The following is a 17,070-nucleotide window of genomic DNA, read 5'->3' on the forward strand; positions in this document are numbered from 1 at the left end:
TACAATATTGTAATTAGCAAAATCATTTTGCTGAGTGTCTGCTTTCTGATTTTTTAACATGACGCATACTCTTTTTTCCGGGTCCTTTTAAAAGTACATAAGCACTAACCGAAAAAGCAATAACACAGTCAACGACAATTATCAAAATCACAATAAATGTATATCCACCGGAAAAGCCTTCCTCTTCGTCAACTTTAAGCATACCCTTATATACATATGATTTTTTCTCAAAATCTGAAAGTCGTTTACATTCAAAATGCTTTTCATCAGCAAATTTTTCGGCATTACTTCCGCTATTTGCATAAATTGTAAGATTTTTTGAATTCTTAAAAGCATCATCTTTTATAGAAACAGTTCCGACATAAAATGCAGCCTCTTCAAGATTATCACAACTGGAGAAAGCCGACCCTATCTTAGGTCCTCCTTTTATAACAAGCCTTGTAAGACTTATGCAGTTGTCAAAAGCATCATCTTCAATTTTGCTAACATTCTCAGGAATCTCAATCATACCTAATGCTATACAATTTTCAAAAGCTTTCTCTTCAATTACTGTAACACCACTTCCAAGATTTATATTTTTAAGTGATGAACATGCATTAAAAGCATTACTTTCAACAGTTTTCAAAGATTTTGGCAAGCTTATACTTTTCAATAAAACGCAATTTTTAAAAGCGTTTTTACCTATCTTAGATGTACTATCCGAAAATTTAACTTCTTTAAGCTGAGTACAATCCGAAAAAGCTTTGTCAGCAATACTTACTCCAGAGGCTGAAAGGTCGGCAGTTTCTAACGCGGAACTTTCAAATGCTCCCTCTTGAATCGTCTTTGTATTCTTGGTTATTTTAAGATTTTTTACAGTTTTATTATCAAGAAAAGCACTCGCCCCAACCGTCTTTATATTTTCCTGTAAAGTAAGGTTTTCCGCCTTACCACGATAGCTTATAAGCACTCCGTCGCCAAGTATAATATAATCATCTTTATAATTATTTATCCATGCTGTATTTTCAAAGGCATGACCCCCTATAGTTTTAATATTCGGAAGTTCGCCAAGTTTTTCGAGAGATTTACAATTATAAAAAGCATACTGACCTACATTTTCAGTATTATCAGGCAAAATCAGCTTATTAAGCGAAACGCAGCCCATAAAAGCATAATCTCCAACCTTTTGTAGCTTATCCCCAAAATTAACAATCTCAAGGCTTGTGCAGTTTGCAAAAGCCATTTTTCCAATTTCCGTAACTTCATCAGGTATAGAAATTTCCTTTATTTTAGAACAACCTGAAAAAGCAAGTTCGTCAATTTTATCAACACTTACAGGTATAGAAAGCACTTCAATCTGCGAGCACGAAGCAAAAGCCGCCTTACCTATACCTGTAACTTCCTTACCGTCTATATCCGACGGAATTTTTACACTTCCGCCAAGTCCACGATAAGAAGTTATAGTTATACTTTCGCCATCCTTATTAACCTCATATTCAAAGGCTTCATTACTGCTTGAGCTATCAGCAAATGCTACAGGGGCATATACCGCCAACGAAACAAGCAAGGAAAAAGCCAAAGCAAATGAAAAAGCCCGTTTAGATTTTCTCATTATTTTAATCATTCCTTTATACTAAACACATTTATCTATTAAGTCTTTCATTAGTCATTATAATAGCACATTTCGACGCTATCCGCAAGGAATAGAAACAATTCAGAAATGAATTTTTACACTTATACAATAATTCCCTTTCAGGGCAATGATATATAAGAATATTTGTCATCAAATAAGAACCCCTCTTAATCATAAAACATATAATATATGAGGAAAACATTTCAAGGAGGAATTTAATTGGCTATAATAGTATATACCGTAAATAAAGGAGATACACTTCACAATATCGCCGAAAAATTCGGTTCATCTGTTGATGCTATTGCTCGTGCAAATGGCATAGTAGCACCTTTTAAGATTTACCCCGACCAAAGCTTAAGAATACCTGTCTTTGATGAATCAAATTTTATAACATATACAGTTCAACCGGGAGATACTCTATATTCTCTTGCGGAATATTTTGGCACGACGGTCGGCGAAATTGCCAATGCAAACGAGCTTGAAGACCCCGAAACAATAGCCATAAACCAGGTTTTGCGTATACCGGTCAAGGCACAATCATCGCCAAGTGTTTATACAGTAAAACCCGGCGATACGCTCTATTCTATCGCAAAAAAATTCAATACAAGCGTAAGCGAACTTATAAACCTTAATAAAATAACAACGCCAAACGTTATCTATCCGGGTCAGCAGATAAAGCTTTCATAGAATAGCATTAAGCAAAAATACCCAATATATGAATATCACCTCGAAAAGAAGTCTATACTCTTTTCGAGGTGATATTTTTGAAAGATATTTTACAAAAATTTGCAGTATGGACTATATTTGATATAAGAATAATCATAATATATGCACTGAATGTCAGCGACTATATTTTCACCTTGATATTAATTCAAAGCGGAATGTTTCAAGAAATAAATCCTATTCTTTCAATGCCTATAAATAATTTTTGGGGCTTTATTCTGAAGTGTATTGTACCATTTATACTTTTGTTATATCTTCGCCATAGATTCAGAAACGCAACTGAACGACAAATAAAGCCTATAAAATACATCTTAGATTGTGCTATTGGAATATATGCCATAATCAATATATTCCACATCTGTTGGCTAATCTTAATGACCTTCTATTTAATTCCGCTCACGGAAAAAATCGCTCTAACCATCGCCAATTCCTAATAGCATTAATTCATTTCAAACGGTTCATTCATATAATCAAGATAAATCCAATAAATTTAGCCGTTAAATATTTCATAAGCATCTAAAACAGGATATGTCAATCCCATTTTTTCCAATCTTTCTTTTACTTGGTCAGCCGCTACAATATCAGCAATTATCATAACCTGCACATCAGGATATTTATTCATTCTTTTTTTAATAATCGGAATACCTTCATATTCAATGCGATTTGTTTCTTCTATAATATAATCAACACTTATTCCCCATTTTTTAAAAAACGGAATATATAATTTGCTGATTTCGCCAAATCCGTAAAACGCACAATGCTTATATTTATTTTTTTGAAAAAACTTTTTAACCCTATATATTTTATTTTCATCTAGTACAAGCTCTTTCATATATTTTTCATAGCTTGTCATTCTTAAACATAAATTATTGCGACTATCATAATAACGAAAAGTACGAGCAAAATTATATCCGTAACGATTTTTAACTAAATCTTCGCATTTCTCTTTTAATTCGCATAATACATTTCGTTCCTCAGCATATGTCAATCCGCTATAAGTAATTTGTTTTATAGCTTCAAAAGCGTAGTCATAATATTCTCTGACATAATGTAACGACGACCTACCCCATTTATGATTTTCATCAGCTATAATTCCGTCAGGAAATTCAATTATATGGCACCCTGATAATTTTTTCCTCAAATAACGATATCCCTTATCGATATTTTTTTTCCAAGAAAAAATCTTATCATATTGAAATGTATCTATATATGTCTTGTCCTTTTTCAAGTAAAGTAAAGCCGGTTCACATTCCAGCAGAATTATTCTATCCACTGTATAAATTTTCAACATTTCATTTATATATCGGTCCATATATTCATTAAATTCTTCGTCACTTATATCATCTAAAGTTATTGTTGTAGTATCATTTGGAATAAATCCATTTTCCTTTAATAATTTTATCTTTTTAGGAAATACGATTGATAAAAATTCAATATTATTATTTTCTATATACTTAACTAAGTTATATCTCATAGTTCCCGCATCAATAAGTAAATAATCAGAATGTATTTCTGACATATATTCAAAGACATTCTTTTTTAAATCTGATATAAGAACTCTCTTATAAAAATTACTCAAATCAGAAAAAATCATATCAATTTGATTATAATTCTCTTCTATATTTTTTATCAACATACTTTCTGTTACTGCTGAAATTGGACTTATAGATTGAATAAAGCGGTCAATTTTATATCCGCCATCATTTTTCTGCATACCAAAAATATCTCTGCTTATGCAAGTACCAAGAATACTGATACTTATATTTTTATCTGCCGTAAATAGATTTTCTGGCATAAATAAATCCTCCTGTATAACATTTCACAAATATTATATCATACCATTTTTGAACCGTCAACAAAAGTAAAAGTATATTCATTTTCATAAAAAGATGAATTTTGTCATTTTAAAATAGCTATTTCACTTTGTAATAAATAATAAAATTTCACCTTGACAACAAAAAATAAATATGTTATTGTTAATCCATAGAGGAAAAAGGAGGAAAGTCTGAATGACATTCTCGGCTTACACAATGCGATTTAACAGCTATTATTATCACCGTTATTTTAATACGGTTTATTTTGCTGTGCCGAAAAGTGTTGTCGAAAAGCCTTAAACTCTATGTTTTCTCAATAAGGTGAATTTTCAGGACAAAGCTCTTTCGGGCTTTGTCCTTTTTGTTTTTGAAGTATTATTGCCGGCTTATACTAAAAAACAAAATTCGCCAAAATATTTATGAAAGGAAAGTTCCTATGAATAAAAGAGTTTTACTTATGGGTGGAAGTTATTTCATCGGAAAGAAAATTGCAGATATTCTCTCAAAAGAATATTCAGTAACTGTTCTTAATCGTGGTACAAAACCCAAAAGTGAAAATGTCGAAACGATAATCTGCGACAGAAACGATTCCAAAGCTATGAAAATCGCTCTCTCAGAAAAACATTTCGACTTTGTAATTGATGTCAGCGGTACAAATGCAGAACAAAGCAAAATTCTTTGTGAAAGCCTTAGCCTTGAAAGCATAAAATCATTTGTATTTATAAGCTCAAGTGCGGTTTACGATGTTGAGCATTTGAATATTCCTTTCAGTGAGAATGATTCCCTTGCGGAAAATAAATATTGGAAAGACTACGGCACAAATAAAATTGAAGCCGAAATTTATCTGATAAAAAACTTTGATAAAGTCGGCACAAATCTGTTTATATTAAGACCACCGTATGTTTACGGCGAAAACAATTATGCACAGCGAGAATCATTTATCTTTGAACATCTTCTAAAAGATAAACCGATTATTGTCCCAAATAATGGAGAAACTAAATTACAGTTTATCTATTCAGGCGACCTTGCAAATATAATCAAAACGCTTATCGAATCTGACTTACATGGCACAAATATTTTTAATGTAGGTAACAAAAAGCCTGTAACTGTAAACGAATGGATACAATCCTGTGCAGATTCAATAGGCAGGAAGGCGAAAACAGTTTGCTTTGATTATAAGTCGGATTCTTATTCAGCTCGTGATTTCTTCCCGTTCTTTGATTACGATAATGTTCTTGATGTAAGCAAGATTAACGAGATTTATTCACAGGAAACCCCATTCACAGACGGCTTAAAAATAGCTTTTGAGCAATTCTTGAAAGACAGAGATAATATAATTTTCAAGCCAAATGTAATTAAAAATGAAGAAAACATTCTTAAATCAAAAAATATAAATTGAATTTTTGAAAGGAAAGATTATAATGATTATAGTACTTAAAAGCACAGCTACAAAGGAAGATTCCCTTCTGTTCAAAAATAAGCTTGAGCAGGAATACGGCGTTAAGGTTAATGAATGGACAGGTGTCGAATCCACCGTTCTCGGCTTAATTGGCGACACAACCAAAATTGACATCGACTACATTTCCGCGCAAGATATAGTCGAAAATGTAAAGCGTGTCCAGGAGCCATATAAAAAAGCCAATAGAAAATTCCACCCGGATAATACAGTAATTTCATTCGACGGAGGACAAAAAATCGGTGATGGCAGCCTTTGTATTATGGCAGGTCCTTGCTCTGTTGAGAGCGAAGAACAACTCAACGGTATCGCAGAAAAGGTCAAGAAATCAGGTGCAACTTTCCTGCGTGGCGGAGCATTCAAGCCGAGAACCTCTCCATATGCTTTCCAGGGCTTAAAGGCAGAGGGACTTGACCTCCTCAAAGAGGCAAGACGAGTAACAGGCCTACCGATTGTAACAGAGATTATGCGAGTTTCTCATATTGATATGTTTGAGAATGTCGATATAATTCAAGTCGGTGCGAGAAATATGCAGAATTTTGAGCTTCTCAAAGAACTTGGCAAAATTGATAAGCCTATACTTCTCAAAAGAGGACTTGCGGCAACAATCGAGGAATTTCTTATGAGTGCCGAGTATATTATGGCAGGCGGCAACGATAAGGTTATTCTCTGCGAAAGAGGTATCCGCACATATGAAAACGCAACAAGAAACACACTTGATATTTCCGCTGTTCCTGTCTTGAGAAAGCTTACACATCTTCCTATTATCGTTGACCCAAGCCACGCTTCAGGAAAATCTTGGCTCGTAGAACCACTTGCTATGGCAGCAGTTGCAGCAGGAGCAGACGGCTTGATGATTGAAGTACACAATGACCCACCTCACGCACTTTCTGATGGCGCTCAATCACTTACACCTGAGCAGTTCGATTTAGTCGCAAAGCGTGTATTCGCTATGAAAAAAGCTTATGATGAGGCTATGACTATTGAATAATTCTGATATATGCTTAGTAAGAGCTTCACTTGCCGATGCCCCAAAAATCTGGCATATGCAAAAAGAAGCCTTTGCAAAGCTTTTTGAAAAATATCAGGATTTTGAAACAAGTCCTACGGCAGAACCGCTTGAAAAGACAATATTCAGATTAAAACAGCCGGAAACATACTTTTATATGATACAGCTTGATAAACAAACTGTTGGTGCAGTGCGTGTGGTTGATTCAGGAAATAATAACCGAAAGAGAATAAGTCCTATATTTATATTACCTAAATTTCGCAATATGGGTATTGCTCAAAAAGCAATTATACTTGCCGAGAAAATCCATGGCAGTAAAAATTGGGAACTTGACACAATTATACAGGAAAAGGGAAACTGCCATTTATATGAAAAGATGGGTTATCGAACTACAGGAAAAACTAAGATAATAAACGATAAACTAACGCTTGTATTTTATCAAAAATAAATCTTTATTTGGAGTGACTATCTTATGAATATCATCATATCAGGACTTGGAATAATAGGCGGTTCTTTTGCTAAGGCTTTGGCAAAATACACTGACCACCATATAATCGGCATAAATCGAAGCGAAAAACCTCTGCAAGATGCTCTTGCCTGCGGTGCAATACACGAAATTGGCACAAGAGAATCCATCAAAGCTGCTGATATGATTATACTCGGAACTTTCCCAGAAGCTGCTGTAAAGTTCGTGCGTGATAATGCCGATATTATCCCGAAATCCTGTATAGTCACCGATACATCAGGAATTAAAGGTCAGATATGCCCCGAACTTGTTCAGCTTTCAAAAGAATACGGCTTTAAATTTATCGGTGGTCACCCTATGGCAGGCAAGGAAACAAACGGCTTTGCCTCCTCTGACGCTGATTTGTTCCAAAATGCCAGCTACATAATAGTGCCTTGCGGTGCTGATGAAAAGGACATAACCTTCGTTTCCGCACTTATGAAAAAAATCGGCTTTGGAATCATAAAGATTGCCACACCTGAAGAACACGACCGAATGATAGCTTATACTTCACAGCTTCCTCATGTTATTGCCTGTGCTTACGTTTTGAATGAAAGCTGTACAAATCATAAAGGTTTTTCCGCGGGAAGCTATCGTGATGTATCAAGAGTAGCAAGAATAAATGTTCCACTTTGGACAGAGCTTTTCTCCGAAAACAAAAATTCTCTTGTAAGTGAACTTGATGAATTTATTGAAAATATAACAAGCATAAGAAACGCTGTTGCAGAGGGTAATAATGATGCAGTTGCAGAACTTCTCTCAAAAGCAAGAGATATAAAAGAGAGGACTGACGGCTGATGAAGCATATACTTTGCTTTGGAGATTCAAATACTTACGGCTACAAGCCGGACCGTTCAGGGCAATTCAACGAAAACATTCGCTGGACAGGCTTACTTTCAAAATCGCTCGGAAATGATTTTAAAATAATCGAGGACGGCGTGTGTGGAAGAACAGTTGCACTTGATGACCCTATGTTTTCGGGCAGAAACGGACTAAAAAGCATAGAAAATTCTATTCGCAGTAATTCTCCGATAGATTTACTCATAATTATGCTTGGCACAAATGACCTCAAATATTTTTACAAAATGACTGCAGAAAAAATCACAGCAAACTGCGGAAAGCTTATTGATAAAGCTATTTCTTCCTGTGGAAATCCAAATTCTTTGCAGATATTACTTATCTCCCCAATACTGCTTAGAGAGAACATTCTTTCAATAAATTCAACATATAATGCACAATCTGTAAAAACATCACACTCGCTTGCAACAAAATTTGAAAATCTCGCAAAGAAAAAGAATTGTTATTTTCTTGCGGCGGAAAATTACGCCGTAGCCTCTGAGGTAGACTGCGAACATATGACCGCAGCCGAACACAAAAAACTTGCCACAGCTATTGAAAAAGAAATCCGAAAAATTTTCAAATAAAGTTCTTAAAACTAAGGGGCGAATCAAATGTATGATGAATTGAAAAAAGCCATAGACGAAAGCAAAAGTATAGTTTTCTTTGGTGGAGCCGGAGTTTCTACCGAGAGCGGTATTCCCGATTTCAGAAGTGTTGACGGTCTTTATAATCAAAAATATAAATTTCCTCCCGAAACAATTCTAAGCCATACTTTCTTTATGCGTAATACTAAGGATTTCTATGATTTTTATAGAGAAAAAATGCTCTGTCTTGATGTCAAACCGAATAAAGCTCACCTTGCCCTTACGAAACTTGAAAAAGAAGGCAAGCTAAAAGGCATAGTTACACAAAATATAGACGGACTTCATCAAGCGGCAGGCTCTAAAAATGTATTTGAACTTCATGGTTCTGTTTTAAGAAACTACTGTATGAAATGCCATAAGTTCTACTCAGCAGAATATATCGCCGAAAGCACCGGTGTTCCACACTGTACTTGTGGCGGTATAATTAAGCCCGATGTTGTTTTATATGAAGAAGGTCTTGATGAACGCACCATAAATGAATCTGTAAGGCTTATTGCTAATTGTGATATGCTTATTATTGGTGGAACTTCGCTTAATGTTTATCCTGCGGCTGGTTTAATTCAGTATTTCAATGGAAAATATCTTGTGCTTATAAATAAATCCGAAACACCTGTTGACAGTAAGGCTGATATAGTCATACACGACTCTATAGGTAAGGTTTTAAGTAATGTTATTGAATAATTTATTGTAAATTTAAAGGGAACGAAAATATTTTCGTTCCCTTTTTAGCTGATAATTTTTCCTAAAAAATGAAAGGTTTGTAGTTCAAAGTCCAATTTTAAAACATCCTATAAAAATAAAGCTTATATTGTATAATTTATAAAAGTCTTTGCTACCTATATAGCCCTCTATCATTTACACAAATTGTGTTAAAGCGCTTGACAAATTAGAATTATCCACTTATAATAAATATATAAGATACACATTAAGTGTTATATAATTTAAAGCTTTTAATTGTATTTGCAGTAAATTAGTTACTAAAAGTAGGTGCATAAGAGCGTTGCCAATTAAAAGCTCACTAAAAATATATAAGCTTGTATTATCCTATTTTTACGATTTAATTATTCTTAAATTCAATCTTGTCCGCATATAAATGTATATCATAGCTTTTGCGAAAGGCGGACTGATATGAATAAGAAAAAATTTCTCGTAAATTCAATACTTCTTGTAGCAACAGCCTTAATAATAAGAAGTATGGGACTTGCATTTCGTGTATATATGTCAAATACAATAGGTGCAGAGGGAATCGGACTTTATCAGCTTATTTTAACAGTTTATATGTTCTTTGCCTCGGTAACAACCGCAGGAATAAGCCTGTTTGTAACAAGGTTAGTAACAGATTATCTTGCAAGAGGTGAAAACGGTATTGCCAAACGCTGTGTAACTCTTTGTCTGATAATTTCAGTAGGCATAAGTACGGCATTTGGAATTATGATGTTTGCATTTTCTAATGAGCTTGGAAGTGTTTTTTTAGGCGATTCAAGAACGGTTTTATCAATTAAAATTCTTGCGCCAAGTTTGCCATTTATGGCTGTTTCAGCTTGTTTAAGGGGATACTTTCTTGCAAGAAGAAGTGTAATAACAACATCCTTTGAACAGATTTTAGAACAGATTGCAGAAATAGCCGTTTTCGCAATTCTTGTCGGAAAGCTTGCCCCTATGGGACTTGAATACGCCTGCTGTTCAATCGTAATCGGTACAACAGGTGCAGAAGTAATTTCGTGCATATATTCCTACTTACTTTACAGAATAAGCGTTTCAAAAATCAAAGGTAAACCGAAAAGAGTTCCACATTTTATAAGCACATTCACCTCAATAGCCCTACCCGTTACAGGAAGTTCTTGTCTGCGTTCGGGATTATCAGCTATCGAAAATTCGCTTATCCCTACAGGACTTCGCAAGAACGGCTCAAACTACACAAATGCACTTTCAACCTATGGAACAATAAGCGGAATGGTTATGCCGATAATAACTTTCCCAGCGATTTTTATAATGCCACTTTCAACGCTGATTATTCCAGAAATATCCCAAGCTAAGGCACAAAATAAAGAAAACTCCGTCAGACGAATATCCGAACGGCTTTTCAGAATCGGACTTTTATATTCCATTCCGGTTATGGCAATAATGATATTTTTATCAAATGAATTAGGAACAGTAATTTATCATTCAAGCGATGTAGGCATATATATAGCAATTCTTGCACCTGTAATCCCGCTTATGTATCTCGACAGTGTTGTTGACGGCATACTAAAAGGACTTAATGAGCAAGTAAGCTATTTAATATTTAATTTCATAGATTCTGTAATAAGAGTTATATTGACATATTTCCTACTACCGATTATGGGAATTAAAGGTTTTATCATCGTGATATTTGTCAGCGAATTACTTAATACAAGCCTTAGTATCTGGAGATTTCTTAAAGTTGTGCAATTAAGACTTAAAATATTTGAGTGGATAATTCGTCCTTTGCTTTGTGTTGCCTTACCTTGTATATTGATTATAATGTTACCGTTCAAGCAAGACAGCATATTAGGCTTAATCCTAAAAATTTTACTTTCGTGCATTGGATATATTTTATTATTATACATAACAAGGCGAAATGATAAGAAATTTTCAGTACAAAAGTTAAGAATAGATTAACAAAAAGCGTTGACAAAATTCCTTGCCAACGCTTTAAAATATCTAAAAATTAGTAACAGAGAACCTCCGCACCATCTTCGGTAACGAGAACCATAATTTCCCACTGTGCAGATGGTTTCTTATCTGCTGTATAAATAGTCCAGCCGTCATTTTCATCTTGGAAAATCTTATCTGTACCCATATTTATCATAGGTTCTATTGTGAATATCATTCCAGGAACGAGAAGCATATCTTCTCCCCTCTTTGAGCAATATCCTACCCATGGGTCCTCGTGAAATTCCAAACCAACGCCATGACCGCCTATCTGTCTGACAACTGAATAGCCATTTTTGACAGCGTGTTCATGTACGGCTTCGCCCATATCTCCAAGAAATCCCCATGGCTTTACTTCTTTAAGTCCTAACTCAACAGCTTCCTTTGTAACCTCAACAAGCTTGCGTTTTTCTTCGCTGACATCACCTATACAAAACATTCTTGAGGAATCTGAAAAATATCCATTGAGTATAGTTGAGCAATCAATATTTACAATATCGCCATCTTTAAGCACAACATCATCTGATGGAATACCGTGGCAAACAACTTCATTTATTGATGTGCAAACACTCTTAGGATAACCCTCATAATTCAATGGTGCAGGTATACCACCCATTTCTGTGGTCTTTTTATAGACAATATCATCAATTTCCTGAGTTGTCATTCCTGCATGAATTTTTTTAGCGACTTCATCAAGAACAGCTATATTTATCTTACAGCTTTCTTTAATAGCTTCAATCTGAGCCGGTGTTTTAATCATACTGTGGTCTGGCACTTCGTGTCCCATAAGTTCAAATTCTTCTATTTTGTTATCAAATTCCTCGTGGCATTTTTTATATTTCTTGCCACTTCCGCACCAACACGGTTCATTTCTTCCAAGCTTCTCCATTTATAAAATCTCCCTTGATAAAATATATTAACATAAGTTTGATGATAGATATTAGCTTATAACAGCTTTAAAAAACTATCAAATTTAAAGTTATTATAAACATTCCATTGGAATGTTTTTCTATCCTCCTGCGCTTTGTGAAGGATAAAGTATTTCGCTCTCTGCGGAGAACGACCAAAGGTTATGCCGCAGGTGATTACCTTTGGAAACTGTAAGCCTCTGAAAAAACTTGAGCGAAACTTTTAAGTGTTTATCAAACTCATGTTATATTAGAAAATCAATTTTCAAAAATAATATGTCTCATCTTTCCTGCAAGATATAAAGAACCACAGATAACTACCGCTCCGTCGGCTCCCGCATCTGATACAGCAAGCTCATAGGCTTTGCGATAATCCTCAAGCGGCGTAATATCTTGGCAGTATTTTTCAACAACTTTTGCAAGCTCTTCTGATGACATAGCTCTTGGATTGTCAGGCGAAAGAGTATACGCTTTATCAAAATTAGGTGCAATGTATGAAACCGCTGTTTCTACATCTTTGTCAGCCAACATTCCCATAATAAGTATTTTTTTCTTTCCGGAAAGATATTTTTTAATCGCATTTGCAAGAGCCTTTGCACCTCCCGGATTATGAGCTCCATCAAGCAGTACAATAGGATTTTCACTGATAAGCTCAAGTCGTGCAAAGAATGACGCTGTGCGGAAACCCTTTTCAATAGCTTCTGATGTAATCTTATATCCTTGCTTATAAAGAATATTTAAGGCTTCAAGAGCAGTTGAGGCATTTCGCAGTTGATGTTCTCCGATAAATGGGATAAACAACTTCATATCACTATCAATACCGAATCTACCATTTGCGGAATATATAAATTCTGAGCCCTTTATATCAGTTTTAATCAATTTTACCGCGGAATCGTCTGCAATAGTCAAGGTTGCTTTATTATCCTTGACAGAATTTTCAACAACAGGTATAACTCCATCTGGCTGGTTAGCGTAGACTACCGCCTGACCGCAAGGCTTTATTATTCCACACTTTTCATATGCTATCTTTTCGACTGTATCTCCGAGAATAGCTGTATGGTCGAGAGAAATTGACATTATAACTGATATAAGCGAGGTATTTATTATATTGGTAGCGTCAAAGCGACCGCCTAAACCGACCTCTAATACTACTATATCACATTTCTGCTCAAAATACCACAAAAAAGCTAAAGCTGTAATAAATTCAAATTCAGTTATGATTAAATCTTCCTGTTTCATCTCGTCAACAACTTTTGAAACTCTTTCTGTAAGCTTAGAAAGTTCGTCCTTTGGAATCATCTCTCCATTTATACGAAAGCGTTCACGAAAATCCATTATATACGGTGAAGTATAAAGCCCTGTCTTATAACCAGCTGCAGTAAGAACATTTGAAATCAATGTGCAAGCTGTACCTTTGCCATTTGTTCCTGCAACATGGACGAATTTAAGCTTATCCTGTGGATTGCCAAGACGATTAAGAAGTTCACCAATTCGCTCAAGACCCGGTTTTATACCAAATTTAAGCAAAGAATTTACCTTTTGAATTGATTGAGAATAGTCCATTATAACCTCCATAAGCACATTTACCGTGCGTATAATAGTATATAACCTTTTTTTATGTTTTGCAAGTGCATAAAAATAAAGTGGGAATCCTTTCGGAAACCCACTTTATTTTTATAAACTTCTAAAACTTAATCAAGTATTTTCTGCAAACCCTCGGTAACGGTATATTCATCGTCAAAGTAAACATTTATATTACCGTTTGAGGTATATGCTGAAAGGCTTTTACTTGCGGAACCGTTGCCGCGGCCTGAAATATTATCGTTGCCATTAGATGTTCCGCTCTCTATTCTGAAATCTTTTTCTTTTCCAACAACAGTTGAATTTATGTTTCCGTTGCTTGTATCCAGTTCTATTTTATTGGAATTTATACTATTTGTCGAAATATTTCCATTAGATGTTTCTGCATAGAACGAAATATCTGCAATAACATCGCCAATATTTATATAACTATTTGAGGTTTCGAGCTTTACTACGCTTGAATTTATCTTTGTAATGTTTATTGCCGCATTAGATGTGCTTACGCTTAGAGCTTTACTCTTAACATTTTCAGCACCACAATATCCGTTTGATGAGCTGAAAGTTATTGAATTTGCGGTTATATTCTTACTGTTAATGCTTGAATTTGAAGTTTCGCAATAAACTTCATTTTTAAATTCTCCACTTATATTTATACTTGCATTCGATGTTTTTAGTTTTATATTATCTGCTTTTATATTTTCTGCGGATATACTTGCATTACTATTATCAATATTGATTTCAAGAGATTTACTATCCTTAGGAATCTCGACAACTGTTTCAAGCTTACTTCTTTTTATACCTGAAAATATTCCGTCTGTAGAAAACAAATTGTTAAATCCTTTTCTGTCATTTAGGATTACTGTTCCATCCTCAGTTGTAACGGTAGGCTTATGTTTATTATTTTCGTAATATGTTATGCGAATTTCGTTTTTATCGTCTTGGCGATAGCAAATTTTTACTTTCATCAAGTCTGTATATACCTTAACCGATGAAATTTCACTATCACTGACAGTAAAAACTTTTTCGGTATAGTCTTCATCTAGATCCAATTTAATAAAATCGAAACCAATCATAGCGAAACCTATTAAAGCTATGATTAAACCAAATGCACAGGCAATTCCTGTAATAGTTAAAAATTTCTTTGTCATTTTTAAGCCCCCTTTGTATATGTTTTTGCATATGCCTTAAATATTTTTTGTGTGATTTTTATGCAGAGAAGTATAAATTTCCACGAACCATAAGCTGCAAAAAGTCCCAAAGCCGAAACAAATATTGCTACTCCAAATTGGCATATACCTGCTCCAAAAGATACGAACATAACAAAAAATGAACCGATTATTGTAAGAACTCCACCTAACTGCATTCCAACGGACGCAGCTACAAATGAAACTGCTACTGAATATAAAATTGCTAAGGCAGTAATCACAAATGGAATTAAAATTGAAAATCCTACTATACGACCTACACTTAATTCTTTAGGCTCTTTAATATTCTGGGGTTCTTCATATTCTTGTGTTTCGGAAAGAATTTTATCCGCAAGCTGACGAGGAGTTCCAAGCTGTGTAAGTACCTCCTTTTCGGGTATTCCTGATTCTATTTTATCTACGATAAGCTCGGCATAGTATTCGATTACTCTATCTTCTTCTATTCTGCCAAGCGGTGAAAGATAGCTTCTTAGTTCTTTAAGATATTCATATTGATTCATAGTTTACCTCCGCAATAAATTTATAGATTTTGTCGATTTGTTCCCAATCTTTGAGAAATTCATCAATACGCTCAAAGCCAAGGTTTGTTATTCTATAATATTTTCTTAATCTGCCGTTATGCTCTTTTGCCTCTACTGTCAGACAACCTGATGACTGCAAACGCTTTAAAATCGGATAAAGCGTTGATTCAGAAATTTCGATATTTGGTGACAAATCGCTGATAATTTTATAACCATAGCTTTCTCCTTTAGTTAAAACCTTTAGCACACAAACTTCAAGCATACCTTTTTTTAGCTGTGAATCCAAGTTATACACTCCTTTCTTAAACATACTGTCTTATGTGATATACTATATCATACATAGTATATCGTGTCAAGAGGTATTAATAAAAAATCAACAAAAAAGAACGGTTCTAAATAGAACCGTTCTTTTGAAATTATTTAATGTAAGTTCGATGAATGTCCTTAGTTAATAATAATTTATAAAAGTAGGGGCGAACTGCGTTCGCCCGTTGGGTAAAGAATGTTAAGGGCTTTGCCCTTAAAACCCACAAGGGACTCCGTCCCTTGACCCTGCAAGCCTTTAAAAAGGCTTGAGCGAAACTTTTAATTTCTGTCGAACTCATGTTATTTAATAAATTAAAAGCTATTATTTGCCGATAATTTCCTTAAATCTCTTTGCAAGAGAAACAGAATCAAGTCCGTATTCAGCGATAAGTCCAACAGCCGGACCTGAATGACCGTATGTATCGTTGATACCGATTCTTGTAACTGGTACTGGGTATTCTTCGCATACAGCAGATGCAACAGCTTCGCCAAGACCACCGATGATATTATGTTCCTCAACAGTGATAATTCTGCCTGTTTCCTTTGCTGCCTTAACGATAATATCCTTATCAATAGGCTTGATTGTATGCATATTGATAAGTCTTACATTGATACCCTCTGCCTCAAGTGCCTTAACTGCTTTGAGTGATTCATAAACAACAAGACCTGTTGCAATAACAGTAACATCGTTGCCTTCATGGAGAGTAATACCCTTACCGATTTCAAACTTATAACTATCAGGGTCATTAAAGCTATCAATAGCGAGTCTGCCAAGTCTGATATAAACTGGACCTTTATGCTCATAGGCTGCCTTAGTAGCCGCTACCATTTCATAATGGTCAGCAGGATTGAGGATAACCATACCCGGAATAGTTCTCATAAGGGCAATATCCTCAAGACACTGGTGAGTCGCGCCGTCTTCACCTACAGAAATACCTGCGTGTGAACCTGCAATTTTAACATTAAGCGCAGGATAAGCTACTGTGTTTCTGATTTGCTCGTATGCACGACCTGTTGCAAACATTGCGAATGATGCTGCAAATGGAACTTTTCCTGCTGCTGCAAGACCTGCTGCAACGCCTATCATATTACATTCTGCGATACCGCAATCGATGAATTTATCTGGATATTGTTTTGCGAAAATGTCTGTTTTTGTTGCAGCGGAAAGGTCTGCATCAAGAACGACTATATCTGAATGTGTCTTTGCAAGCTCACAAAGAGCCTTTCCGAAGCTCTCTCTGGTTGCTATTTTAACACTCTCTGCCATTTATAA

17 protein-coding genes are annotated in these 17,070 nt (G+C 35.0%); 9 read left to right on the forward strand and 8 right to left on the reverse strand.

The window, feature by feature from the left end:
• Window positions 1-22 precede the first annotated feature (22 nt).
• Complete coding sequence (locus ACLU24_RS00425) at window positions 23-1,591, reverse strand: leucine-rich repeat domain-containing protein (RefSeq protein ID WP_412609303.1); 1,569 nt, start codon at window positions 1,589-1,591, stop codon at window positions 23-25.
• Between the two features lie 240 nt (window positions 1,592-1,831).
• On the opposite strand from ACLU24_RS00425, the gene ACLU24_RS00430 reads away from it, so the two are divergent.
• Together ACLU24_RS00430 and ACLU24_RS00435 are read left to right on the forward strand one after the other, a co-directional pair.
• Window positions 1,832-2,299: a LysM peptidoglycan-binding domain-containing protein gene (locus ACLU24_RS00430; protein ID WP_412609306.1), complete on the forward strand. Its 468-nt coding sequence runs from the start codon at window positions 1,832-1,834 to the stop codon at window positions 2,297-2,299.
• Between the two features lie 68 nt (window positions 2,300-2,367).
• On the forward strand, window positions 2,368-2,769 hold the full coding sequence (locus tag ACLU24_RS00435) for a DUF5658 family protein (protein WP_475495298.1): 402 nt from the start codon (window positions 2,368-2,370) through the stop codon (window positions 2,767-2,769).
• Window positions 2,770-2,825: 56 nt separating this feature from the next.
• Here ACLU24_RS00435 and ACLU24_RS00440 read toward each other — a convergent pair whose 3' ends face one another.
• Window positions 2,826-4,130: a DUF6270 domain-containing protein gene (locus tag ACLU24_RS00440; protein WP_412609309.1), complete on the reverse strand. Its 1,305-nt coding sequence runs from the start codon at window positions 4,128-4,130 to the stop codon at window positions 2,826-2,828.
• Window positions 4,131-4,585: 455 nt separating this feature from the next.
• On the opposite strand from ACLU24_RS00440, the gene ACLU24_RS00445 reads away from it, so the two are divergent.
• The 7 genes from ACLU24_RS00445 to ACLU24_RS00475 all read left to right on the forward strand — a co-directional run bounded on the left by ACLU24_RS00445 (window position 4,586) and on the right by ACLU24_RS00475 (window position 11,243).
• A complete protein-coding gene (locus tag ACLU24_RS00445; RefSeq protein WP_412609312.1) occupies window positions 4,586-5,548 on the forward strand; it encodes an NAD-dependent epimerase/dehydratase family protein in 963 nt (320 codons plus the stop codon).
• 22 nt (window positions 5,549-5,570) lie between these two features.
• Window positions 5,571-6,596: a 3-deoxy-7-phosphoheptulonate synthase gene (gene aroF / locus ACLU24_RS00450; RefSeq protein WP_412609315.1), complete on the forward strand. Its 1,026-nt coding sequence runs from the start codon at window positions 5,571-5,573 to the stop codon at window positions 6,594-6,596.
• The gene (locus tag ACLU24_RS00455; protein WP_412609319.1) at window positions 6,589-7,062 is read left to right on the forward strand and encodes a GNAT family N-acetyltransferase; all 474 of its coding nucleotides are present in this window, start codon (window positions 6,589-6,591) and stop codon (window positions 7,060-7,062) included. Before aroF ends, ACLU24_RS00455 begins: the two co-directional genes overlap by 8 nt.
• A gap of 24 nt (window positions 7,063-7,086) precedes the next feature.
• On the forward strand, window positions 7,087-7,917 hold the full coding sequence (locus ACLU24_RS00460; RefSeq protein WP_412609322.1) for a prephenate dehydrogenase: 831 nt from the start codon (window positions 7,087-7,089) through the stop codon (window positions 7,915-7,917).
• Complete coding sequence (locus ACLU24_RS00465) at window positions 7,917-8,543, forward strand: SGNH/GDSL hydrolase family protein (protein WP_412609325.1); 627 nt, start codon at window positions 7,917-7,919, stop codon at window positions 8,541-8,543. Before ACLU24_RS00460 ends, ACLU24_RS00465 begins: the two co-directional genes overlap by 1 nt.
• Before the next feature lie 27 nt (window positions 8,544-8,570).
• The gene (locus tag ACLU24_RS00470) at window positions 8,571-9,284 is read left to right on the forward strand and encodes an NAD-dependent protein deacylase (RefSeq protein ID WP_412609328.1); all 714 of its coding nucleotides are present in this window, start codon (window positions 8,571-8,573) and stop codon (window positions 9,282-9,284) included.
• A 447-nt stretch (window positions 9,285-9,731) separates the two neighbouring features.
• On the forward strand, window positions 9,732-11,243 hold the full coding sequence (locus tag ACLU24_RS00475; RefSeq protein ID WP_412609330.1) for a putative polysaccharide biosynthesis protein: 1,512 nt from the start codon (window positions 9,732-9,734) through the stop codon (window positions 11,241-11,243).
• Window positions 11,244-11,292: 49 nt separating this feature from the next.
• On the opposite strand, the gene ACLU24_RS00480 is transcribed toward ACLU24_RS00475, so the two are convergent.
• The 6 genes from ACLU24_RS00480 to ACLU24_RS00505 all read right to left on the reverse strand — a co-directional run bounded on the left by ACLU24_RS00480 (window position 11,293) and on the right by ACLU24_RS00505 (window position 17,064).
• Window positions 11,293-12,165 carry a methionyl aminopeptidase gene (locus ACLU24_RS00480; RefSeq protein ID WP_412609333.1) on the reverse strand — a complete coding sequence of 291 codons (873 nt, stop codon included), beginning with the start codon at window positions 12,163-12,165 and terminating at the stop codon, window positions 11,293-11,295.
• Window positions 12,166-12,442: 277 nt separating this feature from the next.
• A complete protein-coding gene (locus ACLU24_RS00485) occupies window positions 12,443-13,747 on the reverse strand; it encodes a bifunctional folylpolyglutamate synthase/dihydrofolate synthase (RefSeq protein ID WP_412609336.1) in 1,305 nt (434 codons plus the stop codon).
• Window positions 13,748-13,875: 128 nt separating this feature from the next.
• Entirely contained in the window at window positions 13,876-14,913 is a 1,038-nt protein-coding gene (locus ACLU24_RS00490) for a DUF4097 family beta strand repeat-containing protein (RefSeq protein WP_412609339.1), read from the reverse strand.
• 2 nt (window positions 14,914-14,915) lie between these two features.
• On the reverse strand, window positions 14,916-15,470 hold the full coding sequence (locus tag ACLU24_RS00495; RefSeq protein WP_412609342.1) for a DUF1700 domain-containing protein: 555 nt from the start codon (window positions 15,468-15,470) through the stop codon (window positions 14,916-14,918).
• Window positions 15,457-15,777, reverse strand: coding sequence for a PadR family transcriptional regulator (locus tag ACLU24_RS00500; protein WP_412609344.1), 321 nt, complete (start codon window positions 15,775-15,777; stop codon window positions 15,457-15,459). The genes ACLU24_RS00495 and ACLU24_RS00500 overlap by 14 nt, the downstream gene beginning before the upstream one ends.
• 342 nt (window positions 15,778-16,119) lie before the next feature.
• Window positions 16,120-17,064 (reverse strand): transketolase family protein, encoded by a 945-nt coding sequence (locus ACLU24_RS00505; protein ID WP_412609347.1) that lies wholly within the window; start codon window positions 17,062-17,064, stop codon window positions 16,120-16,122.
• Between the last annotated feature and the right edge of the window lie 6 nt (window positions 17,065-17,070).

This window comes from Pseudoruminococcus sp., from assembly GCF_047012705.1.
Classification (GTDB): Bacteria; Bacillota; Clostridia; order Oscillospirales; family Acutalibacteraceae; genus Pseudoruminococcus.